The following is a 20,144-nucleotide window of genomic DNA, read 5'->3' as shown; positions in this document are numbered from 1 at the left end:
AGGCCGGGGCGCAGTTCTTTTCGAAAAGCAGGTAAGACCCATGTCGCGTCGCCGCCAGATTTACGAGGGCAAGGCCAAGATCCTCTACGAAGGGCCCGAGCCCGGCACGCTGATCCAGTATTTCAAGGATGACGCGACCGCCTTCAATGCCGAGAAGAAGGGCACGATCAACGGCAAGGGCGTGATCAACAACCGCATCAGCGAACACGTGTTCACGCGGCTGGCCAATATCGGCATCCCGACGCACTTCATCCGCCGCCTGAACATGCGCGAACAGCTGATCCGGCAGGTGGAGATCATTCCGCTGGAAGTGGTCGTGCGCAATGTCGCCGCCGGTTCGCTGTGCAAGCGGCTGGGCCTCGAAGAAGGCGAGCCGCTGCCGCATTCGCTGATCGAATATTACTACAAGGACGATGGCCTGGGCGATCCGCTGGTCGCCGAAGAGCACATCGCCTGCTTCAACTGGGCGAGCCAGGAAGAGATGCAGGACATGGCCGCGATGGCCATCCGCATTAACGATTTCATCGCCGGCATGTTCGCCGCGGTCGACATCCGTCTGGTCGATTTCAAGCTGGAATTCGGGCGGCTGTGGGACGGCGACTATGCGCGCGTCATCCTGGCCGACGAAATCAGCCCCGATGGCTGCCGCTTGTGGGACATGAACTCGGGCGAAAAGCTCGACAAGGATCGCTTCCGCCGCGACCTGGGCGGCGAGGAAGAAGCCTACCAGGAAGTCGCCCGGCGTCTCGGCGTGCTGCAGAACGACGACAATGCGCCCGGCGAAGTGCTGGACCTGTCCGCCCATCGCGGCCGCATGCGCGGCGTGCCCAAGAAGAAGTGAGCATCCCGCGCCGACGCGTTGCGCTTGGCGAACCGCAGCGCTAGGCGGCTGGGCAACCAGACCACCCCGACGACGAAGGCCCTTCCGCATGAAAAAGCGCATTTTCGTGACCCTCAAGCCCGGCGTGCTCGATCCGCAGGGGCGCGCGGTGCATCACGCGCTCGACGGGATGGGCTTCGATGGCGTGAACGACGTTCGCATCGGCCGGCTGATCGAACTCGATGTGGCCGACACTGTTACGGACGAGGCGCTGGGCGAGATGTGCGAGAAGCTGCTCGCCAACACGGTGATCGAGAATTACCGGATCGAAGGTTCGGAGTAGGCAGCGATGAACACCGCCGTCATCACCTTTCCCGGCTCCAACTGCGACCGCGACATGGTGGTCGCGATCCGCGATGTCTTCGGTTCGCAACCCCATCAGATCTGGCACCGCGAAACGACGCTGCCCGAGAGGCTGGACTTCATCGCCCTGCCCGGCGGCTTTTCCTATGGCGACTATCTGCGCGCAGGCGCGATGGCGGCGAACAGCCCCATCATGCGCGAGATCGTGCGCGAAGCGGAACGCGGCGTGCCCGTGCTGGGCGTATGCAACGGCTTCCAGGTCCTGGCCGAAGCGCGGCTGCTGCCCGGCGCGCTGATGCGCAACGCCAACCAGCGCTTCGTGTGCCGCGATGCCGCGCTCAGGGTGGAAAACGCCGATACCCGCTTCACGACGGGGTTCAGCAAGGGCGAGACGATCACCATCCCGGTCGCGCACCACGACGGCAACTATTTCGCCGACGAAACCACGCTGGACCGGCTCGAAGGCGACGGGCGGGTGGTGTTCCGCTACCTGCACGCCACCAACGGATCGCGCCGCGACATTGCGGGCATCGTGAACGATGGTGGCAATGTGCTGGGCATGATGCCGCACCCCGAGCGCGCGATCGACGCGGCGCACGGCGGCACCGACGGGCGCCGCCTGTTTGCCTCGGTGATGGAAAGTCTCGCCGCCACGGCCTGAACAGGCCGGCAGACGTCGGCACGAAGGCTAGGCCCGCAGCTCGCGGTAATCGGTCTGGAACAGCGACCGCGCATCGTCGGATGACATCGGGCGACCGAAATAGAAGCCCTGGATGCGGTCGCACCCCATGGTCCTGACGAGCCGCGCCTCTTCCTCGCTTTCCACGCCTTCCGCCGTGGTCTTCATCTCCAGGCTGTGCGCCATGGCGACCACAGCGCGCACGATGGCCAGGCTCTCGCTGCTGCCCTGCGCCGCGCCCTGCACGAAGCTGCGATCGACCTTTATGGTGGAAAACTGCAGTTTTCGCAGATAGCCGAGCGAGGAATAGCCGGTGCCGAAATCGTCGAGCGCGACCTGACAGCCCAGCGCCATCACCTGCGCCAGCGCCACGCGAGCAACTTCCGCATCGCTGAGGAAAATGCTCTCCGTCACCTCGATCTCCAGCCGCCGGGGGTCGAGTCCGCTGCGGGTCAGTGCATCCACGACGGTAGAGACGAAATCGGGCTCCACCAGCTGTTCGGGTGAGACGTTGACGTTGACCTTCACGTGACCGGGCCAGGCCATCGCTTCCTTGCAGGCCTGTTTCAGCACCCATGTGCCGATCGGCACGATCAGGCGCGTGTCCTCCGCCAGCGGAATGAACTTGCCCGGGCTGACCAGCCCATGCTCCTCACTTTGCCAGCGGATCAGCGCCTCGAAACTGACGACCTGTTCGGTCTTCGCATCGACAACCGGCTGGAAGTTGAGCAGCAGCTCGTCCTTCTCCAGCGCCTTGCGCAGCGAGAATTCCAGCTGCCGGCGCTCTTCCGCGTCGGCGTGCAGAGAAGGCTCGTAGGGGAAGTGCACGCCGCGCCCGCCGTCCTTCGCGCGATAGAGCGCGAGGTCTGCGTTGCGCATCAGATCCTCGACCGTCTTGCCATCGCGCGGAGCGAGCGCGGAACCCGCGCTGGCCCCCACAAACAGCGTATGGGCATCAACCTCGTAAGGCTGCGACAGCCGCTCGATCACCTTGCGGGCGAGCGAATCGACCGCGCCGAAATCGCACGCATCGCGCACGACGATGCCGAACTCGTCACCGCCAAGCCGCCCGCATAGCTCGTTTTCACCGGCAATCTCCGCGAGCCGCCCGGATACCTGTTCGAGCAGGCGATCGCCGATCTGGTGGCCAAGCGAATCGTTGACTGCCTTGAACCGGTCGAGATCGATCATGACGAAGGCGCAGCGGCGGCGCATGTCGCGGGCCTCTTCCATCGCCTCGCCCAGCGCTTCGTGCAGCATCAGGCGATTGGGCAGCCCGGTCAGCGTGTCGTAGCGGGCGAGGTACGCGATCTTCTCCGAAGACTTGCGCTGTTCGGTGACATCCGATCCCACCCCGCGATACCCGAGATATTCGCCCTTCTCCCCCAGGATGGGCGTACCGGAGAGTTCGAGCCACCGCGGCATGCCATCGATCTTCACACGGACCATGAGGTTGGAGAAGTTCTCGCGCGCATTGAGATGATCGGCCAGCATGCGCAGCGAATCCGCGCCCGGGCCGCTCTCCCAATCGTCGTCCGAGATCAGTTCGAAGAATGCCTTCCCCTCCAGTTCGGAAGGCGTGGCATTCATCGCAAAGGCAAATCGCGGCGAGGCCGAGCGCACCCGGCGGCTCTTGTCGATCTGCCACAGCCAGTCCGCCTCGTTCTCCTCGAATTCGCGCAGCAGCAGGGAAACCGTGTGCGTCTTTTCCACCAGCGCGGTCTCCGCGATGGCGAAGCGCAGGAAATCCTGTGCCCTGATCCAGATCGAACCGAATCCGAAGAAAGCGAAAAAGCCTACGAAAACAATCATTTCTGTACTGCCCGCCAGCCAGAAGCCGGTGGCGGCACCGATCGTCAGCAGGCCGGAGAAGGCCAGTGCACTCAGCGGCACCACCCCCATCAGCACCACGCAGCCCACGGCGATCCCCGCGCCCAGGATCAGGCCGCGTATGGCAATCTCCGGTCCGGCAACCAGCTGGAGAAGCGGCATCAGGCTTGCCCAACCGACCCCCAGCATGATGCTGCCCACCAGGTGTCCGCGCGCCTCTCGCCCGTTGAGCGCGGGCTTGTCGCTCCGCAGGAACTGGGCATCGGTCTGCGTATAGATATAGACGCTGACGGTGAGCCAGACGAGCCAGCAGACAAGCAGAGGCAGCGGCACGAAGCGGAAGAACATCACCGCTGCGAGCAGAGCGCCCACGGCATGGCAGGCGATCCGCGGGACCATCAGCCTGGCCAGTTCGCGGTGCTGCAACATCCACAGGCGCGGCCAGTTCAGGTCGGGCCCCGGCGCGAGACCCAGCACCGCCCTTACGGGCAGTTTCTGACGTAGAGTCCGTTCGTCGATTGGCGCATTGTCGATCACTCGCCACGCCTTAAGGCGCAATGGTTAGTTCCCGGTAAAGTGCCGACCGGGGGCCCGAACTATTCGACCGTCACCGATTTGGCGAGGTTGCGCGGCTGATCGACATCGGTGCCCTTCACCAGCGCCACGTGATAGGCCAGCAGTTGTACCGGCACGGCATACACCAGCGGCGCGATCAGGGGGTGCACCTTGGGCATCTCGATCGTGGCGAGGCACCCCTCGCCCGCTTCCGCGAGGCCGTCCGCATCCGAAATGAGCACCACCTGCCCGCCGCGCGCGCGCACCTCCTGCATGTTGGAGACGGTCTTTTCGAACAGCGGGCCGCTGGGCGCGATCACGACCACCGGTACATCCTCGTCGATCAGCGCGATGGGGCCGTGCTTCATCTCTCCGCTGGCATAGCCTTCGGCGTGGATATAGCTGATTTCCTTCAGCTTGAGCGCGCCTTCCAGCGCCATCGGGAAGTCTGCTCCGCGCCCGAGATACAGCACGTCGCGCGCCGGGGCGATGGTGTGGGCCATCGCCGCAATGTCGTCGTCATGGTCGAGCGCCTGGTTGAGGCAGGCGGGCGCTTCGAGCAGGTGGCGCACCACCTCCTGTTCCTCGGCGCGTTCCATCTGGCCCTTCACCACCGCCAGCTTCGCGGCAAGCGCGGCGAGCACTGCCAGCTGGCAGGTGAAAGCCTTGGTCGATGCGACACCGATCTCCGGCCCGGCGTGGATCGGCAGCAGCAGGTCCGCCTCGCGCGCCATGGTGCTGGTGGGCACGTTGACGATGGCGGCGATCGTCTGCCCCTGCGCCTTGCAGTATCGCAGCGCGGCCAGCGTGTCGGCGGTCTCCCCGCTCTGCGAAATGAACAGCGCGAGCCCGCCCTTGGGCAGCGGCGGCTCGCGATAGCGAAACTCGCTCGCCACATCGATGTCGACCGGCACGCGCGCGAACTGTTCGATCCAGTAGCGGCCGACCATCCCGGCATAATAGGACGTGCCGCAGGCGACGATGGTCATCCGGTCGATGCTGGAGAGGTCGAAATCCATCTGTGGCAGGGCGACGGTCTGGTCCGCCTGGCGCACATAGCTGGAGAGCGTCTGGGCAACCACGGTGGGCTGTTCGAAGATCTCCTTCTGCATGAAGTGGCGGTAGTTGCCCCGCTCCACGGCCGCGGCACTGGCGCCCGAGGCGACGATTTCGCGTTCTACTTCGTTGCCCTCCGCGTCATGCACCTGCACGCCCTCGCGGGTGACGACCGCCCAGTCGCCCTCCTCCAGGTAGGAAATGCGCTGGGTCAGCGGCGCCAGCGCCAGCGCGTCCGATCCGATGAACATCTCGCCCTCGCCGTGGCCGATCACCAGCGGCGAGCCGAGCCGCGCGCCGATGATCCTGTCCGGCTGGTCAGGGAAAACGATCGCCAGCGCGAAGGCACCGCGCAGGCGGGGGAGAACCGTACGAACCGCTTCTTCGGGCGACGCGCCGCGCTCCACCTCGCGGCTGACCAGCAGTGCGACCACTTCGCTGTCGGTCTCGCTCTGCGCGGTATAGCCATCCGCGTTCAGCTCGTCGCGCAGGGTGCGGAAATTCTCGATAATGCCGTTATGGACCAGCGCGGCGGCCTTGCCCGCGTGGGGGTGCGCATTGGCTTCGGTCGGCGCGCCATGCGTTGCCCAGCGCGTGTGAGCGATGCCGATGGTGCCGGGGGCGGGACTGTCCTTCAGCACCTCGACCAGGTTGGCCAGCTTTCCTTCCGCCCTGCGGCGGATCATCTGCCCGTCGTCGATCGTACACACGCCCGAGGAATCATAGCCGCGGTATTCCATCCGCTTCAGGCCATCGACCAGGCGATCCGCCACCGGGGTTTCGCTGATAATTCCGATAATGCCGCACATGTCAGTCGCCGTTTCCGCTTTTGCTCCTCTCGCGCTCTAGCGTCTGCGGCTGGCCTTGCAATGCGCGCGACATCCGGGTGGTCGCGCGCGGAGTGGTCAGCCACAGGAAAAGCCCCGCGCCGATGATGATCGCGGCACCCGCCACGGTCGCCAGATCGGGCACATCGGAAAACAGCAGATAGCCCAGCGTGATCGCCACGATCATCTGCACGTAGGTGACGGGCGCGATGGTCGCCGCGCCCGCGCGCGTAGTGCCCAGAAACACCAGCCAGTGCGCGGTGCTGGCGGTGATCGCGACCAGCGCGCAGCGCGCGACGATGCTCCAGTCCGGCAGGCTGACCTGCAGGCCCGGCGCGCCGCTGACGTGGCCGATCACCGCCGCCGCGATCAGGAAGGGGGTGGCAAGGCAGGCGATGAACACCTGCATCGAGAGCGCACTCCCGTCGCCCGCCGCCGCGCGGTTGCAGATGACCATCAGGCCGAAGAAAAAGGCCGACAGCAGAGGCAGGCCCGCCATGATCCCCAGCTCCGCGAAGTTGGGCCGCAACACCAGCATCACGCCGACCAGCGCGATCGGCGAGGCGATCCACACCGCCGGGCGGACCTTTTCCTTCAGCAGCGGGCCGCTCAGCAGGGCGACGAATACGGGCGAGACGAAGGCCAACGCCATCGCCTCTGCCAGCTGCATCACGAAAACGGCGGAAAAGAAGCACAGGGTCGCGCCGGCCAGGCATGCGCCGCGCGCCACCTGCAGCAACGGGCGGCGCGGGCGAAAGGCACCCGGCCCCTCGCTGCGCAACAGCAGGAGGGAGAGCGCGATCGCACCGATGGTGAAGCGCAGCGCCGCGACGGCCAGAGGAGACCACTCGCCCGCCATCGTCTTGACGATCGCGTCGCCGACCGACAGCGAGCTGAAGCCCGCCGCCGCCAGCAAGATGCCGCTGCGTTCACTATGCTGCACGTTGCCTGCGAAGTCCTTTTGCAATGCCGTTCATTGCGCCCTTCGCGCAAAGCGGCGCATGTTTCCAGCCGCGTATCGGTTCGCGCGGTGGACAGGCACGGCCGGTTCCATCGGCGATCGGTCAGACACCTGATCCGTTTAGGGAAATGCTAAGGTTTCCATCATATTCACCATCTCCGAGAAGGTGCTGTTGGCCATTATGCCCGCACGCCGCATTGCTTGGCCTGGATGCTTCGGGAGATACGATAATGAGCGCTTTCGGACGCAGGAACGGGCCCGGGGGCTTGGGCTCCGGCAACCGTCCCGCATTCGGCAACGCCAAGCCCATGAAGGGCTCCAATGCGCCCCGCCCCAGCAATCCCGAAGGGGGCGAGCAGTTTCCGCCGATTCCCGACGAAGATACTGCCTCGGGCGAAGGTTCTTCCTCGCCCACTCCGGCGCCCGCCCCTTCCGGCAATAACCGCCACGCCGATGCGCGTCGCCGGCTCGACGAGCGATCCAACGCGGTCCACGTCAAGGAAGAAGTCACCGGCTTCGAAGCCAGCGTCCACAAGATCAAGGAGCAGGTGCTGCCGCGCCTGCTTGAGAGAATCGACCCCGAAGCGGCTTCTACGCTGACGAAGGAAGAGCTGGGCGAGGAGTTCCGCCCGATCATCATGGAAGTGCTGGCCGAGCTGAAGGTCACGCTGAACCGGCGCGAACAGTTCGCGCTGGAAAAGGTACTGATCGACGAACTGCTCGGCTTCGGTCCACTGGAAGAGCTGCTTCAGGACCCGGACGTTTCCGACATCATGGTCAACGGGCCCGACCAGACCTACATCGAAAAGAAGGGCAAGCTGACCCTCGCCCCGATCCAGTTCCGCGACGAACAGCACCTGTTCCAGATCGCGCAGCGGATCGTGAACCAGGTCGGCCGCCGCGTCGACCAGACCACGCCGCTGGCCGACGCCCGTCTGAAGGACGGCAGCCGTGTCAACGTGATCGTCCCGCCGCTCAGCTTGCGCGGCACCGCGATCTCCATTCGTAAGTTCTCCGAAAAGCCGATCACCATCGACATGCTCAAGAACTGGGGCTCGATGGACGACAAGATGGCCACCGCGCTCAAGATCGCGGGCGCCTGCCGGATGAATGTCGTGATCTCGGGCGGTACGGGTTCGGGTAAGACGACGATGCTCAATGCCCTGTCGAAGATGATCGACCCGGGCGAGCGTGTGCTGACGATCGAGGACGCGGCCGAACTGCGCCTTCAGCAGCCGCACTGGCTGCCGCTCGAAACGCGCCCGCCCAACCTCGAAGGCCAGGGCGCGATCACCATCGGCGACCTTGTGAAGAACGCTCTGCGTATGCGGCCCGACCGCATCATCCTGGGCGAAATTCGCGGCGCGGAAGCGTTCGACCTGCTCGCCGCGATGAACACTGGCCACGATGGTTCCATGTGCACGCTGCACGCCAACTCCCCACGCGAGGCACTGGGGCGTATGGAAAACATGATCCTGATGGGCGACATCAAGATCCCCAAGGAAGCCATCAGCCGCCAGATTGCCGAGTCCGTCGACCTGATCGTGCAGGTAAAGCGCCTGCGCGACGGCAGCCGCCGCACCACCAACATCACCGAGGTGATCGGGATGGAAGGCGACGTCATCGTCACCCAGGAACTGTTCAAGTTCGAGTACATGGACGAGAGCGAGGACGGCAAGATTCTGGGGGAATTCCGCAGTCAGGGCCTGCGCCCCTACACGCTGGAAAAGGCCCGGCAGTTCGGCTTCGACCAGGCGTATCTTGAGGCATGCCTGTAGGGCCTAGCCCTTCAGCAGCGCTGGCAGAGCCGTCGCCAGCAGCCCGCCCCCGATCACCGCCGCGAACAGAAAGATCGTCATCCACGGCATGCAGCCGACCCGGTCGATCCGGGCGCGCTTGCCGCGGAGCCTTTCCGCAACCATCGCGATCAGCGCCACGACCACGAAGGCGAGGCCGGCCAGCGCCACGCGCCCCGCATCGCTGAGAAAAATGAGATCGTGCCACCAGGTCATCGCGGTGCGAGGTGGCGATTGATGCGGACAAGCGCAACTTGATTGCGCGCCATCAATCTCTAACAGCCATGGGATGGAAGCTGGCGTCGCCCAATCCCGCCCATTGACGGCCATCGGCTTGCGTCTGCTGGCGGCTCTCGCCCTCACCACACTCTCGATGCTGGTGAAGCTGGCGGGCGAACAGGGCGTCCACCTGGCCGAGATGATCTTCTGGCGGCAGGCAGTCACGCTGCTGGTGATGATCGGCTTCGCCTCGGCCACGGTCGGCCTCGCCGCGCTGAAGCCGGTGCGCTTCGGCGCGCACGTGGTGCGCAGCGTCTTCGGCATCATCGGCATGGCGCTGGTCTATGGCGCCGTGATCCTGCTGCCGCTGGCAGAGGCGACCACGCTCAACTTCACCGCGCCGATCTGGGCCGTGATCCTGTCCATGCTGCTGCTGAAGGAGAAGATCGGCCGCTATCGCTGGAGCGCGGTGGCCATCGGCTTTGTCGGCATCCTGATCGTCACGCAGCCCGGCGGCACGCCCGTAGACCCCACCGGTATCGCGGTGGGGCTGGCAGCGGCCTTCATGGTCGCGCTGATATCGATCCAGATCCAGGATCTGAACAAGACCGAAGGTTCGACCAGCATCGTGTTCTGGTTCTGCCTGCTCACCGCACCGGTGGCGGCACTTTCCCTGCCCTTCGTGGGCAAGGCGCATTCGACCGAAGCCTGGCTGCTGCTGGGCGGTATCGGGCTGAGCGGCGCGGCAGCGCAATTATTGCTGACCAACTCGCTGCGCTACGGATCGGCGGCGACGGTGATCGTGATGGATTACACCGCGCTGCTGTGGGCCACGCTGTACGGGTGGCAGGTTTTCGACGAACTGCCCGCCCCGACCACCTGGATCGGCGCGCCGATCATCATTCTGGCGGGATCGATCATCGTGCTGCGCGAAGGACACCTTGCCCGGCAGAAGAGGCGCGCCACCGCTCTCGAGGAACCGCTCCCGCCACAAACACGTTGAACTGGCGAAACGGGCGCATGGCGCTCTTTGCGAAAGGAAAAACGATGATCCGCAAGCTTGCCCTCGCCGTCGGTGTCGCCGCGCTCGGCCTTACCGCCACCGCCTGCAACACCGTCAAAGGCCTTGGCCAGGATGTCGAATCGGTCGGTCAGGCCGGTGAAGAAGCCATCGATTGATCTGCAGCATCTGTTGCGTGGCAGCCCCGCCCCCAAGCGGCCCCGCGTTACGATCTGCGATAGACCAGCACGATATTATTGGCCGGCATTTGCACCCGGCGCATGCGGCTGAAGCCGCTGCGCCGGGCAAGCGCATCAATGTCTGAAACGTCGCGCAGGCCCCATTCCGGGTTGCGCGCTTTCAGGCTTTCATCGAACGCCAGATTGCTTGCTGCGGTCTCCACTCCGGCCTCGATATAGGGGCCGTAAAGGATCAGCGGCGCGCCCTCTGCAAGGATTTCGGCCGCACCGGCGAACAGCCCCTCACTCGCCCGCCACGGGCTGATATGTACCATATTGACACATAATAGCGCGTCCGCGCTCCGGATCGGCCATTCTTCGGTGCTTACATCCAGCGCGACCGGTTCACGCAGGTTGGGCAGTGCAGCTTCTTCGGCATAGGCTCCGATAGAGGCGCGCGCCTGAGCGTCGGGATCGCTCGGCTGCCAGTCCAGATCGGGGAATTGCCGCGCGAAATGCACCGCATGCTCACCCGTGCCGCTGGCGATCTCCAGCACGAGGCCACGCTCTGGCAATTCCTCCGAAAGCACCTGCGCAATCGGGGCGCGGTTGCGCTGGGCGGCCGGGCTCTCGCGTTTGGCGCTCATCAGATCCACCGCCGGACCCGCGCGCAATAGGCGCGATACTCCTCGCCAAAAGTGGCGATCAGGTGCGGTTCCTCCCGCGCGATCACGAAGCGGTCGATCAGCAGCACCGCCAGCGGTACCGACACGAGGCCGCCAATGCTCTGCGCGAACAGCGCAATTCCCAGCTGCACCAGCACCATCCCCAGATACATGGGATTGCGGCTGAACCGGTACAGGCCCGAAGTGACGAGGGCCGTGTCCTTCTTCCAGGGCTCGGGATCGTTGCCCGCCCTGAAGAAGCCGAACAGCCCCGAAGCCAGGATCGCCGCGCCAAGGGCGCCGACGACCAACCCGATGGGGCGCAGCGCGGCGACATCTATCCCCGGCAGTCCGAACGCCGGTTCGGCGGCCAGCCCCAGCAACAGCAGGCCCAGGACGACCAGCGGCGGCGGGAAGCGGACCTGTGCGCTATCCTGATCGACCAGTGCCATCATGCGTTCTCCGTTTCGTCGGCGCGCAGGAAGAGGCGCGCGATCAGCCATGCGAAAAGGCCCGCCGGCCCCGCCATGAAGATCGCAAGCAGAAACGGCACCTGCACCAGCCGGCCCACGGCCCGGCCATCCGCATCGCGCGCGATCCACAGGCCCGCGAACAGGTCCAGCGCCAGGTAGTGCGTCCAGCCGACCACGATGGCAGCTTCCGAACGGAACATCGCCATCAGCCCCTCTACGCTGTACTCGAAGGCGGGGTTCGGCACGGTTCCGGCTGCCGGGGCAGGGTCCACCATGTTGCCGACCAGCGCCACGAGGATCACCAGATAGGTCGCGCAGAGCAGGCCGATGGCGCCGTACAGCACGCAGGCCAGCACGCTTTCGCGGCGAGGCAGCAGGATCAGCAGTGCCCAGCCGCCAAGCGCGATGACATTGGTGAAATCGAAGAGCGTCTGCCACATGCCGTGCTAGCCCTGCCCGGCTTCAGAGGCGCCCACCGTCTTGTTGCCCGGTGCACGCGAAAGCATCGCCGCCGCCCTTTCGATCCCCTCCTCCTCGTGCACGAACTTGCCCGGCGTGCGCCTGAGGCTGAGCGTCAGGATCGCGTGCGCCACCATATCCACATCCGTACCCCGCCCGCGCAACGCCGAGATATCCGAAAGCGGGCCATCGTCTGAAATGCCGCGTTGGGAAAGCGGGCCGGGCCGCATGATGTCGAGCCGCTTGAAGCCGAGCCGCGAAAGCTCAGTCTCCGCCTTGCCCTTGGCGCTGAGATGCTTGTCGCGCGACCAGCGGTCCGCCCCTTCGGAACTGATCGCCACAAGCCGTTCGACGCCTGCAAAGCGCGCAGTCTTGGCGATTTCCAAAACAGCTTCTTCGGAATCGATCGCGCGCATCGGGCTGCGATCCTTGCCCACCAGATTTACCGCCGGGCCCAGCCCCACCACGAAAACCTTGGGCTTCATGGCCCGCATCACGCGCGACCAGCGGTCCGCATCGGCGATGAACACTTCCAGCCTACTGCCACGCGGCAGTTCTATCTCGCCCAGCGTGAGCGCGACCATGCGGATTTGCGGCTGATACCGCGCAAGATGCAGCAGCCGCAGCCCGATCGGCTCGCTCACGCCCCCCATCGCCACGCGGAATCGGCTGCTCATCTACCCCCACTCAAACATTGCTGAGATCGCTGACTGCGTCCCCATGAAACTCCCGCACCCGTTCTAGCGCGAATCGGTCCGACATGCCCGCGATATAATCCGCGATATGTCGGCTGCGATGCGGCTCTTCGCCGGGCAGGCTCTCGAACCACCGGGTTCCCATTCTTGCCGGATCTTCGCAATAGGTCTGCCAGAGGCGTTCTATAACGGCATCGGCCTTGTCTGCCGTGGCGGTCTGTTCGGGGTGGTAGTAGAGCTTGGCATACATGAACGCCTTCAGGCGGCGTTCGGCCGCGTGCAGCGCGGGCGAGAACCCGGCGAGCGCCCTGCCCGCCCCCGCAATGGCCGCCGGATCGTCCATTCCCGCAGTCGCGGTGCGGGTCTGGGCAAGCACATCGTTCACCATCCAGCCGATCTGCCCGCGCACCAGTTCGCGCAGCTGCCTGTCACGCGGAGCGTTGGGAAAGCGGCGTTCCACCTCGCGCCACTGATCGGCGATGAAGTCCAGCGTCAGCAGATCGTCGAGTTCGAGGAAGCCCGCGCGCAGGCCGTCGTCGATATCGTGGTTGTCGTAGGCGATATCGTCCGCCACCGCAGCCACCTGCGCCTCCAGCGTGGGCCATCCTTCGAGGTCCAGCGGGAATGCCGCATCCAGTTCCGCCAACGCCCAGTGGGGCGCGTGAACCGGCCCGTTATGCTTGGCGAGCCCTTCGAGCACTTCCCAGCTGAGGTTGAGGCCTTCGTGCGTACAGTAGGGGCTTTCCAGCCGCATCAGCGTGCGCAGCGTCTGCGCATTGTGATCGAACCCGCCATGATCGACCAGCGCGCGGTCCAGCGCCTCCTCGCCCGCATGGCCGAAGGGCGGATGGCCGATATCGTGCGCGAGGCACAGTGCCTCGGTCAGATCCTCGTCCAGGCCCAGCGCACGGGCAATCACGCGACCGATCTGCGCGACTTCCAGGCTGTGCGTCAGGCGCGTGCGGTAGTGATCGCCTTCGGGTGCGACGAAAACCTGCGTCTTGCTGCGCAACCGGCGAAAGGCGATCGAATGGATGATCCGGTCGCGGTCGCGCTGGAAGGCGCTGCGCGGGCCGCGCGTTTCATCCGAAGTGCCAGGGAATTCGCGGCCGCGCGAACGGGCGGGATCGGCGGCGAGGGGCGAGCGCTCCATGCTGGCGTCGCCTAGACCGCCGCGGGCCATGGAACAACCACCCCTGTCGCCATGGTTGCGGCCATTTCCTGCCGCTCAGCCCTCACTCAGGATCCAGTCGACGATCGCCGCGCTGTGGATGCGCGCGGAATCGAAGATCGGCAGGACGTTGGCATCGACATCGATCACCATGTCCAGTTCGGTGCACGCGAGCACGATGGCTTCGGCACCGTCTTTTTCCAGGTTGGTTATCATCGTGCGGAAAAACCGCTCCGCATCGCGGCTGGCCTTCCCGTGCATCAGTTCGTCGTAGATGATCTCGTTCACCCGCTCGACATGGGTCATGTCGGGCGGCAGCAGATCGACCCCGTGCGAGACCAGATGGCGGCGGTAGAAGCTTTCGATCATCACGTTGCGCGTCCCGATCAGCGCGGCGTTGACGGCGCCTTCGGCCTTCATCTTCTCGCCCACGGCCTCGGCAATGTGCAGCACCGGCACGTCGACCGCCTCGGCGACCTGATCGTAGACGCGGTGCATCGAATTGGCCGCGATGGCCAGCGCCCCTGCCCCGGCCTCTTCCAGCCGCTTTGCCGAAGCGACCAGAATATCGGCCGCGCGGTCCCACTCATCGTCGTTGGTGAGGCCGGACAATTCCTTGAAATCGAGGCTTTCGATCAGCAGCGGAGCGGACGCCATGGGCCCCACGCGCCGCGTCACGCCCTTGTTGATCCACTCGTAATACATGCGGGTCGAGACCCAGCTCATGCCGCCGATAAGGCCAAACTTGCGCACGGTGTATGCGTCCCTGTCGCTTGTACGCAGCCCAGCCGGCTGGCTGGCGCGCTGTATGATGGTCGTGCCCGCTGACGGGAGCGAGGCGGATTCGCTGGCTTGCTAGCGGGTCAAAGCCCGGCAATCCAGCGTTCGACCAGCGCAACGCCTTCCTCGTCCACGGTTGCCTTGCCCAGTTCGGGCATTGCGACGCCCGGCTCTCCGCTCCCCATGCGATAGACGAGGATGGAGGCTTCGGGGTCGCCCGGCACGATATCGAACTGCAACCCGCCCGATCCGCGCCCTGCGGCGACGGGGCGCTTGTTGATCCCGATGGCGTGCGGATCGTCCGTTTCCCACCGCAGATCGAGGCCCGAGTTGGACGCGGTCGAGCCGGGGCGGTGGCAATGCGCGCAGTTCACATCGAGATAGGCGCGCGCCGCGGCGGTACGATCGGCGGCCGCACGGTCTTCCCAGCGGGGCATGGTGTCTGCGCCTTCCGGAACCGTCCCGAGAAAACTCTGCAACCACGCGGTCGACAGATTGCGCGTCTTGGGGCCTATCGGCGTAACTGCGCCTTCGAGCCCGTGGCATTCCTTGCACTGGTTCTTGTTCGGAACGCGGTAGCTGATTTCCTCTCCCCACGGCGTGGTCACGGGCACCCGCTTGCCCGCGAGCGCGAGCGTCGCCTCGGTCTGCTCCTCGTTCCACACGTAAGGCAGAGCTACCCAGCCGTCGGCGCGGTGCAGCAGGACGCGGGTTTCGATCTTGCGCTGGCCACCCCCCTCCCCGAAGGCAAAGGTCTTGATGAGGGCTGAGCCCACCGGGAATTCCAGCAGGCCCTGATCGCCGATGGCGATCTCCTGCCCGTCGGGCACGTAGACGAAGCGATGCTTGTCCGCCCCATCCGAAAACAGCGGCATGTTGAGCCGGTAGGGCACGACGCCGGGCGCCGGATCGTTTGCCGCACGATCGAGGAAAAATCCGTAATTGCCCAAGGTCTTCGGCAGGCTGTCACTCGCGATCAGCGTGTCGTCGACCTTGGGCGGCGGCAGCGCCTGCACGCCTGCGCTGACCGCAAGCGTGGCCACTGCCGCGCCCAGGATGGCCAGATTGCGGATCACTTCAGCCGCGCTTCTAGTTCGTCAGGTGCGCCCCAGCCTTCGATGCTGATCGGCTGGCCGATGGCCCCCACATCGAGCGGACCCGGTCGCGCGGATTCGATGCCTGCACCCTGTTCGGGCAGGTTGACCGACCAGCCTGCCAGGTCCGGGTGGACCATCAGCGTGGTCATCTCGGGATCTTCCAGCCCGTCCCACATCACTGGCGGCAAGGCTCCACCGAAGGCCGCGAGCAGCATCTCAGCCCCCTCGAATTGCGGGTCCGTGCCACCCTCGTCCACCTGATTGTGATCGATGCTGATTTCGCGCGGGTACGGATTATACTCGGGGTCCTCGAAGGCGAGCGGATAGGCGATGACCATGATCGGCGCTGTCGGGTTGTCGTAGAGCATGTTCTGGCCGACCCACACGGTGTCGTTCGCCATTACCATGATGCCGGTGCCGCGCCGCACGGATGCGACGATATTGCCCTCTGGCGCGAAATTGGGCGTGGTGTTGTTGGCGACCAGGTTGTTGCGCACCAGCACCTCGCCGCCGTTCTTCACCGGCAGCCCGGGTAGATCGAACACCAAGATACCGCCGGTATTCTCGGTCACGAAATTGCGCTCGACGATGGCCTGGCGGCTGTTCTCGATCTCGATCCCTGCGACATTGGCGCGCGCGGTCGAATTGCGCACCGTGATCTTGCTCGACTGCCCGACATAGATGCCCGCATCGGATGCGCCGGAGACCTCGCATCCGTCGATCAGGATGCCGGTGCTTTCGACCGGATAGAGCCCGTAGGCGCCATTGGTCGCCGCCGGTCCGTTGGTCCAGGTGACGCGCACGCCCTGGTAGACGATGTCGTCCGCGCCCTTCGACTTGATCCCGTCGCCCTTGGGGTTCTCCATCCCGAAGTTGCGCAGCGTCACGCCGTCGCTGGTGACGAGCAAGCTTTCGCCCGCGCCCCGCTGTCCGCTGAAATCGAGCACGCTGGCATGCATGCCCGCCCCGCGCACGGTTACGCCGTCCACATCGAGGCTGAGGCCGTCCGTCAGATCGAAACGACCGGCTGCGAGCACGATCTCGTCGCCCGGTTCGGCAAGGATCAGCGCCTCCTGCAGGCGCTCCTGCGCGCCGTCGCCCGGCGCGACACTAATGGTTTCGGCAAAGGCAGGCGAAGCGAGCGTGGCCAGCGCTGTGGCAGCCATAAGCGTGCGGATCATGTCTCTCTCCCTTATGCGTTGCATAGTGCCACGCATACGAGCGAAGACAAGGGCCTACAGGTTCTCGAAAATCCCGCCGAACGCACAGGCTGCGGCAGCGCGAACCGTCACCTCGACCGCTTCGGGATCGTCGACCCGGCGGATGCGCGCCAGCGCCTCACCCGCATCGCGCGGCACGGTCGTCTCGCCTTCCTGCGGCGCGACATTCTGCAGCTTGCGCAGCTGATCGCGGGTCAGCCGTTCCGCCATGCGCGGCGCCATGCAGCCGGCCTGCTCCTCCGGTACGCCCGCCTCGACCAGCGCCACCTCCACGCTGCGTTCGGTGACGACACGCATGCCGTCACCGAAATAGAGCCAGGCGCCCACGCCCAGCGCCGCGAGCAGGATGAGGAGGAGAAGCGCACGGCCCACTAGTCGAGCGCCTTCACGATTTCCTCGACCATCTTCTTCGCGTCAGACAGCAGCATGGTCGTCTGGTTCAGGTAGAACACGTCGTTATCGACGCCCGCATAGCCGACCCCGCCCATGCTGCGCTTGATGAAGAAGACCTGCTTGGCATTGCCCACATCGAACACGGGCATGCCGTAGATCGGCGAGCTCTTGTCGGTCTTCGCCGCCGGGTTCACCACGTCGTTCGCGCCGATGATGAAGGCAATGTCGGCCTGCGCGAACTCGGAGTTGATGTCCTCCAGCTCGAACACCTCGTCATAGGGCACGTTGGCTTCGGCCAGCAGCACGTTCATGTGCCCCGGCATGCGGCCTGCGACGGGGTGGATCGCGTATTTCACCTCCACGCCCTTTTCCTTCAGCACATCGCCCATCTCGCGCAGCGCATGCTGCGCCTGGGCGACCGCCATGCCGTAGCCGGGGATGATGATGACCTTCTCCGCCTGCTCCAGCATGAAAGCCGCATCGTCGGCGCTGCCCTGCTTGTAGGGACGCTGCTCGCGCGCCTCGCCGCCGCCAGCCGCGCTGTCGTCGGCCCCGAAGCCACCCGCGATCACGGAGATGAAGCTGCGGTTCATCGCACGGCACATGATGTAGCTGAGGATCGCGCCCGAGCTACCGACCAGCGCGCCGGTGATGATCATCGCCGTATTGCCCAGCGTGAAGCCCATCGCCGCTGCCGCCCAGCCGGAATAGCTGTTCAGCATCGACACCACGACCGGCATGTCCGCCCCGCCGATCGGAATGATCAGCAGGAAGCCGATAATGAACGCGAGCGCGGCGACCGCGAGAATCATCCAGCCCTCGCCTGGCCCCGCCGTGGCAGACATCGCGTAGGCGGCGATCAGCGCGATGATCGCGGCGAGCGTGCCGAGATTGATGACATGCCGCCCGGGCAGCATGATCGGCTTGCCGCCCATCCGGCCCGACAGCTTGAGGAAGGCGATGACCGATCCAGAGAATGTGATCGCACCAATGGCGATGCCCAGCCCCAGCTCGATCCGGCTGACGGTCAGGATCTGGCCCGAGGCGTCGAGAATATCGAACGCACCGGGGTTCATCCACGCCGCGAAGCCGACCAGCACCGCCGCGAGCCCGACGAGGCTGTGAAAGCCCGCCACAAGTTCCGGCATCGCGGTCATGGCGATACGCCGTGCGATGGTGAAGCCGATCAGGCCGCCGATGGCGATGGCGATCAGGATTTCGAAGATGTTGGCGATATCGTGCGTCACGATCACGGTGATGACCGCGATCAGCATCCCGATCATCCCGTTGCGGTTGCCCGCACGGCTGGTCACGGGGCTCGAAAGCCCGCGCAGCGCAAGGATGAAGAACACCCCCGCCACCAGATAGGCAAGCGCGACCCAGGGGTTGGTCGGACCGTGGGCGGCGGCGGTTTCCGCCACCTGCGCCATTCCGTAATCCTCGCCCGGCGGCACCGCCAGCGGCTGAACGTCGCGCGGCAGGCTCATGCGCTTTCTCCCGCAAGAGTGGCGGCGTCACGTGCATTGTCGCTCAGGGCCATGTCCTTGCCCACGGAATAGCCGAAGATCACGGCCACAGCGATCACCCCGAAGAACAACCCGAGCGCCCCCAGTGTCTTTTTATGGCGACCGGTCGCCATGCTTTCCGCCCCGCTCATTTCCCGTCCTTCTTCTTGTACATCGCGAGCATCCGCTCGGTGACGGCGAAGCCGCCGAAGATGTTGATGCTGGCAAGCACGACCGCTGCCAGGCCGAGCCATTTGGCGACATCGCTACCCGCCTCGGCGCTGGCGATCAGTGCCCCCACGATAATGACCGATGAAATCGCATTGGTCACCGCCATCAGCGGCGTGTGCAATGCGGGCGTGACCGACCACACCACGTAATAGCCGACGAAACACGCCAGCACGAAAATCGACAGGACGGAAATGAAGTCCATGGCTGTTGTTCTCAGCTCCCTTGCTGTTCAATTGGCGCCTTGCGCAGTGTCACATCGCCGGTGTCGCGGATGACAAACGTGATCTCGCCATCGATGGCGGCGATCAGCTTGGCGATTTCTTCGAGGGTGAAGGTCGAAAGGCGGGCACCATTGATCCGCTCGATAATCATGCCCACCCGAAGCCCGGCCGCCTGCGCCGCCGATCCTTCAAGAACCCTGGCGATTTTGACGCCATCGTCGACGATCTGGAACCCGAAGCCCACTACCGGCTGGCTGGTGTCCAGATCCTCCTTGCGATCGGGCGGGATCTTCAGGCTTCCGAACAATTCTTCCATGTTGATGGTGGGCCCTTCGGCAGGGGCCGCACCCTGGGTATCCTGGGCAACGGCAGGGTGCCCGGCAAGCAATGTTGCCGAAGCCAGCATCGACAATATCGTACTATGTCGCATCTGCCTCCCCCGAGGACCGAATGGTTTCGCGGCAGGCTTATTGCAAGGCGAATCGGCGCTGTCGATGGCCAAGGCGCATCAACGCACGGCTTTCGTTCCGTTTTGTGAAGGCGGCACCCGTTTGCGGGCGCGGCCAGCTGACTAGTTCGCGTTCATCCGCGAAGCGAGCAGCTTCTGCAAAGCCTCGGTATTGGTGAACTTGCCGACCTTGAACTCGATCGGCGGGTGGCCGGACAGGAACACCGCGATTTCCGCGTCGATGTCGATCGTGCCCGCGCTGGTGATCGAGAATGCGGTGATCGACCGATAAGGGACTGTCAGGTATTCCTTTTTGTTGCCGAGAATGCCCTGAACGTCGACATAGATGAGGCGCCAGTCCGTGAAAGCGATCCAGTCGCGAATCGTGCGGAAGGCGAAGTAGACCTCCTCACCCTCCACCAGCGCATGGCCGTGATTGTCCACGAAACCCTGCGGCGTGGTCTGCGTCTGGTTCAGCAATCCCATCGGACTTTATCCCTC

General features: G+C 64.9%; 24 protein-coding genes. 6 read left to right on the top strand and 18 right to left on the bottom strand.

Translation table 11 applies throughout. The features are described 5' to 3' along the window. The first annotated feature begins 40 nt into the window (after nt 1–40). From purC to purQ, 3 genes are all read left to right on the top strand, one after another. Complete coding sequence (gene purC, locus ADAD_RS0112035; protein WP_010414088.1) at nt 41–841, top strand: phosphoribosylaminoimidazolesuccinocarboxamide synthase; 801 nt, start codon at nt 41–43, stop codon at nt 839–841. 88 nt (nt 842–929) lie between these two features. Continuing rightward, on the top strand, nt 930–1,163 hold the full coding sequence (gene purS, locus ADAD_RS0112030) for a phosphoribosylformylglycinamidine synthase subunit PurS (RefSeq protein ID WP_010414086.1): 234 nt from the start codon (nt 930–932) through the stop codon (nt 1,161–1,163). A 6-nt stretch (nt 1,164–1,169) separates the two neighbouring features. Then, nucleotides 1,170–1,844: a phosphoribosylformylglycinamidine synthase subunit PurQ gene (gene purQ / locus ADAD_RS0112025; RefSeq protein WP_010414084.1), complete on the top strand. Its 675-nt coding sequence runs from the start codon at nt 1,170–1,172 to the stop codon at nt 1,842–1,844. 27 nt (nt 1,845–1,871) lie between these two features. Here the strand turns inward: purQ and ADAD_RS0112020 are convergent, their stop codons facing one another. The 3 genes from ADAD_RS0112020 to ADAD_RS15950 are packed head-to-tail and all read right to left on the bottom strand — an operon-like array spanning nt 1,872 to nt 7,073. Continuing rightward, nucleotides 1,872–4,229 (bottom strand): EAL domain-containing protein, encoded by a 2,358-nt coding sequence (locus ADAD_RS0112020; protein ID WP_010414083.1) that lies wholly within the window; start codon nt 4,227–4,229, stop codon nt 1,872–1,874. A gap of 59 nt (nt 4,230–4,288) precedes the next feature. Further along, a complete protein-coding gene (glmS, locus tag ADAD_RS0112015) occupies nt 4,289–6,112 on the bottom strand; it encodes a glutamine--fructose-6-phosphate transaminase (isomerizing) (protein WP_010414081.1) in 1,824 nt (607 codons plus the stop codon). Between the two features lies 1 nt (nt 6,113). Further along, a complete protein-coding gene (locus tag ADAD_RS15950; protein WP_192807587.1) occupies nt 6,114–7,073 on the bottom strand; it encodes a DMT family transporter in 960 nt (319 codons plus the stop codon). Between the two features lie 248 nt (nt 7,074–7,321). Between ADAD_RS15950 and ADAD_RS0112005 the strand changes: the two genes are divergently transcribed. Further along, nucleotides 7,322–8,869: a CpaF family protein gene (locus ADAD_RS0112005; protein ID WP_029140104.1), complete on the top strand. Its 1,548-nt coding sequence runs from the start codon at nt 7,322–7,324 to the stop codon at nt 8,867–8,869. A 3-nt stretch (nt 8,870–8,872) separates the two neighbouring features. Here the strand turns inward: ADAD_RS0112005 and ADAD_RS0112000 are convergent, their stop codons facing one another. Next, nucleotides 8,873–9,103 (bottom strand): hypothetical protein, encoded by a 231-nt coding sequence (locus tag ADAD_RS0112000; RefSeq protein ID WP_010414077.1) that lies wholly within the window; start codon nt 9,101–9,103, stop codon nt 8,873–8,875. Between the two features lie 103 nt (nt 9,104–9,206). Between ADAD_RS0112000 and ADAD_RS0111995 the strand changes: the two genes are divergently transcribed. Together ADAD_RS0111995 and ADAD_RS0111990 are read left to right on the top strand one after the other, a co-directional pair. After that, nucleotides 9,207–10,109, top strand: coding sequence for a DMT family transporter (locus tag ADAD_RS0111995; protein WP_010414075.1), 903 nt, complete (start codon nt 9,207–9,209; stop codon nt 10,107–10,109). Between the two features lie 44 nt (nt 10,110–10,153). Continuing rightward, nucleotides 10,154–10,285, top strand: coding sequence for an entericidin A/B family lipoprotein (locus ADAD_RS0111990; protein ID WP_029140103.1), 132 nt, complete (start codon nt 10,154–10,156; stop codon nt 10,283–10,285). A gap of 47 nt (nt 10,286–10,332) precedes the next feature. Here the strand turns inward: ADAD_RS0111990 and ADAD_RS0111985 are convergent, their stop codons facing one another. The 14 genes from ADAD_RS0111985 to ADAD_RS0111920 form a co-directional block, all read right to left on the bottom strand. Further along, nucleotides 10,333–10,932 carry a DUF938 domain-containing protein gene (locus tag ADAD_RS0111985; RefSeq protein ID WP_050803756.1) on the bottom strand — a complete coding sequence of 200 codons (600 nt, stop codon included), beginning with the start codon at nt 10,930–10,932 and terminating at the stop codon, nt 10,333–10,335. Next, nucleotides 10,932–11,405, bottom strand: coding sequence for a methyltransferase family protein (locus ADAD_RS0111980; RefSeq protein ID WP_029140102.1), 474 nt, complete (start codon nt 11,403–11,405; stop codon nt 10,932–10,934). Before ADAD_RS0111980 ends, ADAD_RS0111985 begins: the two co-directional genes overlap by 1 nt. Further along, a complete protein-coding gene (locus ADAD_RS0111975) occupies nt 11,402–11,863 on the bottom strand; it encodes an ABA4-like family protein (RefSeq protein WP_010414067.1) in 462 nt (153 codons plus the stop codon). The genes ADAD_RS0111980 and ADAD_RS0111975 overlap by 4 nt, the downstream gene beginning before the upstream one ends. Nucleotides 11,864–11,869: 6 nt before the next feature. Further along, a complete protein-coding gene (locus tag ADAD_RS16420; protein ID WP_010414065.1) occupies nt 11,870–12,559 on the bottom strand; it encodes a nucleoside-diphosphate sugar epimerase in 690 nt (229 codons plus the stop codon). A gap of 10 nt (nt 12,560–12,569) precedes the next feature. Beyond that, nucleotides 12,570–13,730, bottom strand: a complete 1,161-nt coding sequence (locus ADAD_RS0111965) for a deoxyguanosinetriphosphate triphosphohydrolase (RefSeq protein WP_033193363.1) — start codon at nt 13,728–13,730, stop codon at nt 12,570–12,572. Nucleotides 13,731–13,805: 75 nt separating this feature from the next. Continuing rightward, complete coding sequence (locus tag ADAD_RS0111960) at nt 13,806–14,501, bottom strand: aspartate/glutamate racemase family protein (RefSeq protein ID WP_029140101.1); 696 nt, start codon at nt 14,499–14,501, stop codon at nt 13,806–13,808. Nucleotides 14,502–14,611: 110 nt separating this feature from the next. Continuing rightward, on the bottom strand, nt 14,612–15,604 hold the full coding sequence (locus tag ADAD_RS0111955) for an SO2930 family diheme c-type cytochrome (RefSeq protein ID WP_010414060.1): 993 nt from the start codon (nt 15,602–15,604) through the stop codon (nt 14,612–14,614). Continuing rightward, nucleotides 15,601–16,806, bottom strand: coding sequence for a parallel beta-helix domain-containing protein (locus tag ADAD_RS0111950; protein ID WP_010414059.1), 1,206 nt, complete (start codon nt 16,804–16,806; stop codon nt 15,601–15,603). The genes ADAD_RS0111955 and ADAD_RS0111950 overlap by 4 nt, the downstream gene beginning before the upstream one ends. A gap of 54 nt (nt 16,807–16,860) precedes the next feature. After that, complete coding sequence (locus ADAD_RS0111945) at nt 16,861–17,217, bottom strand: hypothetical protein (RefSeq protein ID WP_010414057.1); 357 nt, start codon at nt 17,215–17,217, stop codon at nt 16,861–16,863. Then, on the bottom strand, nt 17,217–18,668 hold the full coding sequence (locus ADAD_RS0111940; protein WP_192807591.1) for an NAD(P)(+) transhydrogenase (Re/Si-specific) subunit beta: 1,452 nt from the start codon (nt 18,666–18,668) through the stop codon (nt 17,217–17,219). The genes ADAD_RS0111945 and ADAD_RS0111940 overlap by 1 nt, the downstream gene beginning before the upstream one ends. A 53-nt stretch (nt 18,669–18,721) precedes the next feature. Next, nucleotides 18,722–18,895: a hypothetical protein gene (locus ADAD_RS17010; RefSeq protein WP_010414053.1), complete on the bottom strand. Its 174-nt coding sequence runs from the start codon at nt 18,893–18,895 to the stop codon at nt 18,722–18,724. Further along, complete coding sequence (locus ADAD_RS0111930) at nt 18,892–19,176, bottom strand: NAD(P) transhydrogenase subunit alpha (protein WP_010414051.1); 285 nt, start codon at nt 19,174–19,176, stop codon at nt 18,892–18,894. The genes ADAD_RS17010 and ADAD_RS0111930 overlap by 4 nt, the downstream gene beginning before the upstream one ends. Before the next feature lie 11 nt (nt 19,177–19,187). Continuing rightward, nucleotides 19,188–19,601 (bottom strand): PDZ domain-containing protein, encoded by a 414-nt coding sequence (locus ADAD_RS0111925; RefSeq protein ID WP_010414049.1) that lies wholly within the window; start codon nt 19,599–19,601, stop codon nt 19,188–19,190. 165 nt (nt 19,602–19,766) lie between these two features. Continuing rightward, a complete protein-coding gene (locus tag ADAD_RS0111920; protein ID WP_010414047.1) occupies nt 19,767–20,129 on the bottom strand; it encodes a PH domain-containing protein in 363 nt (120 codons plus the stop codon). Between the last annotated feature and the right edge of the window lie 15 nt (nt 20,130–20,144).

This window comes from Citromicrobium sp. JLT1363 (genome assembly GCF_000186705.1).
Classification (GTDB): Bacteria; Pseudomonadota; Alphaproteobacteria; order Sphingomonadales; family Sphingomonadaceae; genus Alteriqipengyuania.
Note: the sequence above shows the minus strand (reverse complement) of the source record. Positions and strands in the feature narration are given on the sequence as shown.

Coding starts and splice junctions, on each gene's coding strand:
- ADAD_RS16420 (WP_010414065.1), bottom strand. CDS start 12,559: ATGAGCAGCCGATTCCGCGTGGCGATGGGGGGCGTGAGCGAGCCGATC.
- ADAD_RS0111920 (WP_010414047.1), bottom strand. CDS start 20,129: ATGGGATTGCTGAACCAGACGCAGACCACGCCGCAGGGTTTCGTGGAC.
- ADAD_RS0111950 (WP_010414059.1), bottom strand. CDS start 16,806: ATGATCCGCACGCTTATGGCTGCCACAGCGCTGGCCACGCTCGCTTCG.
- ADAD_RS0111965 (WP_033193363.1), bottom strand. CDS start 13,730: ATGGAGCGCTCGCCCCTCGCCGCCGATCCCGCCCGTTCGCGCGGCCGC.
- ADAD_RS17010 (WP_010414053.1), bottom strand. CDS start 18,895: ATGAGCGGGGCGGAAAGCATGGCGACCGGTCGCCATAAAAAGACACTG.
- ADAD_RS0112000 (WP_010414077.1), bottom strand. CDS start 9,103: ATGACCTGGTGGCACGATCTCATTTTTCTCAGCGATGCGGGGCGCGTG.
- ADAD_RS0111925 (WP_010414049.1), bottom strand. CDS start 19,601: ATGCTGGCTTCGGCAACATTGCTTGCCGGGCACCCTGCCGTTGCCCAG.
- ADAD_RS0111990 (WP_029140103.1), top strand. CDS start 10,154: ATGATCCGCAAGCTTGCCCTCGCCGTCGGTGTCGCCGCGCTCGGCCTT.
- purS (WP_010414086.1), top strand. CDS start 930: ATGAAAAAGCGCATTTTCGTGACCCTCAAGCCCGGCGTGCTCGATCCG.
- ADAD_RS0111975 (WP_010414067.1), bottom strand. CDS start 11,863: ATGTGGCAGACGCTCTTCGATTTCACCAATGTCATCGCGCTTGGCGGC.
- ADAD_RS0111940 (WP_192807591.1), bottom strand. CDS start 18,668: ATGGCGCAGGTGGCGGAAACCGCCGCCGCCCACGGTCCGACCAACCCC.
- purC (WP_010414088.1), top strand. CDS start 41: ATGTCGCGTCGCCGCCAGATTTACGAGGGCAAGGCCAAGATCCTCTAC.
- ADAD_RS0111985 (WP_050803756.1), bottom strand. CDS start 10,932: ATGAGCGCCAAACGCGAGAGCCCGGCCGCCCAGCGCAACCGCGCCCCG.
- purQ (WP_010414084.1), top strand. CDS start 1,170: ATGAACACCGCCGTCATCACCTTTCCCGGCTCCAACTGCGACCGCGAC.
- glmS (WP_010414081.1), bottom strand. CDS start 6,112: ATGTGCGGCATTATCGGAATTATCAGCGAAACCCCGGTGGCGGATCGC.
- ADAD_RS0111980 (WP_029140102.1), bottom strand. CDS start 11,405: ATGATGGCACTGGTCGATCAGGATAGCGCACAGGTCCGCTTCCCGCCG.
- ADAD_RS0111930 (WP_010414051.1), bottom strand. CDS start 19,176: ATGGACTTCATTTCCGTCCTGTCGATTTTCGTGCTGGCGTGTTTCGTC.
- ADAD_RS0112005 (WP_029140104.1), top strand. CDS start 7,322: ATGAGCGCTTTCGGACGCAGGAACGGGCCCGGGGGCTTGGGCTCCGGC.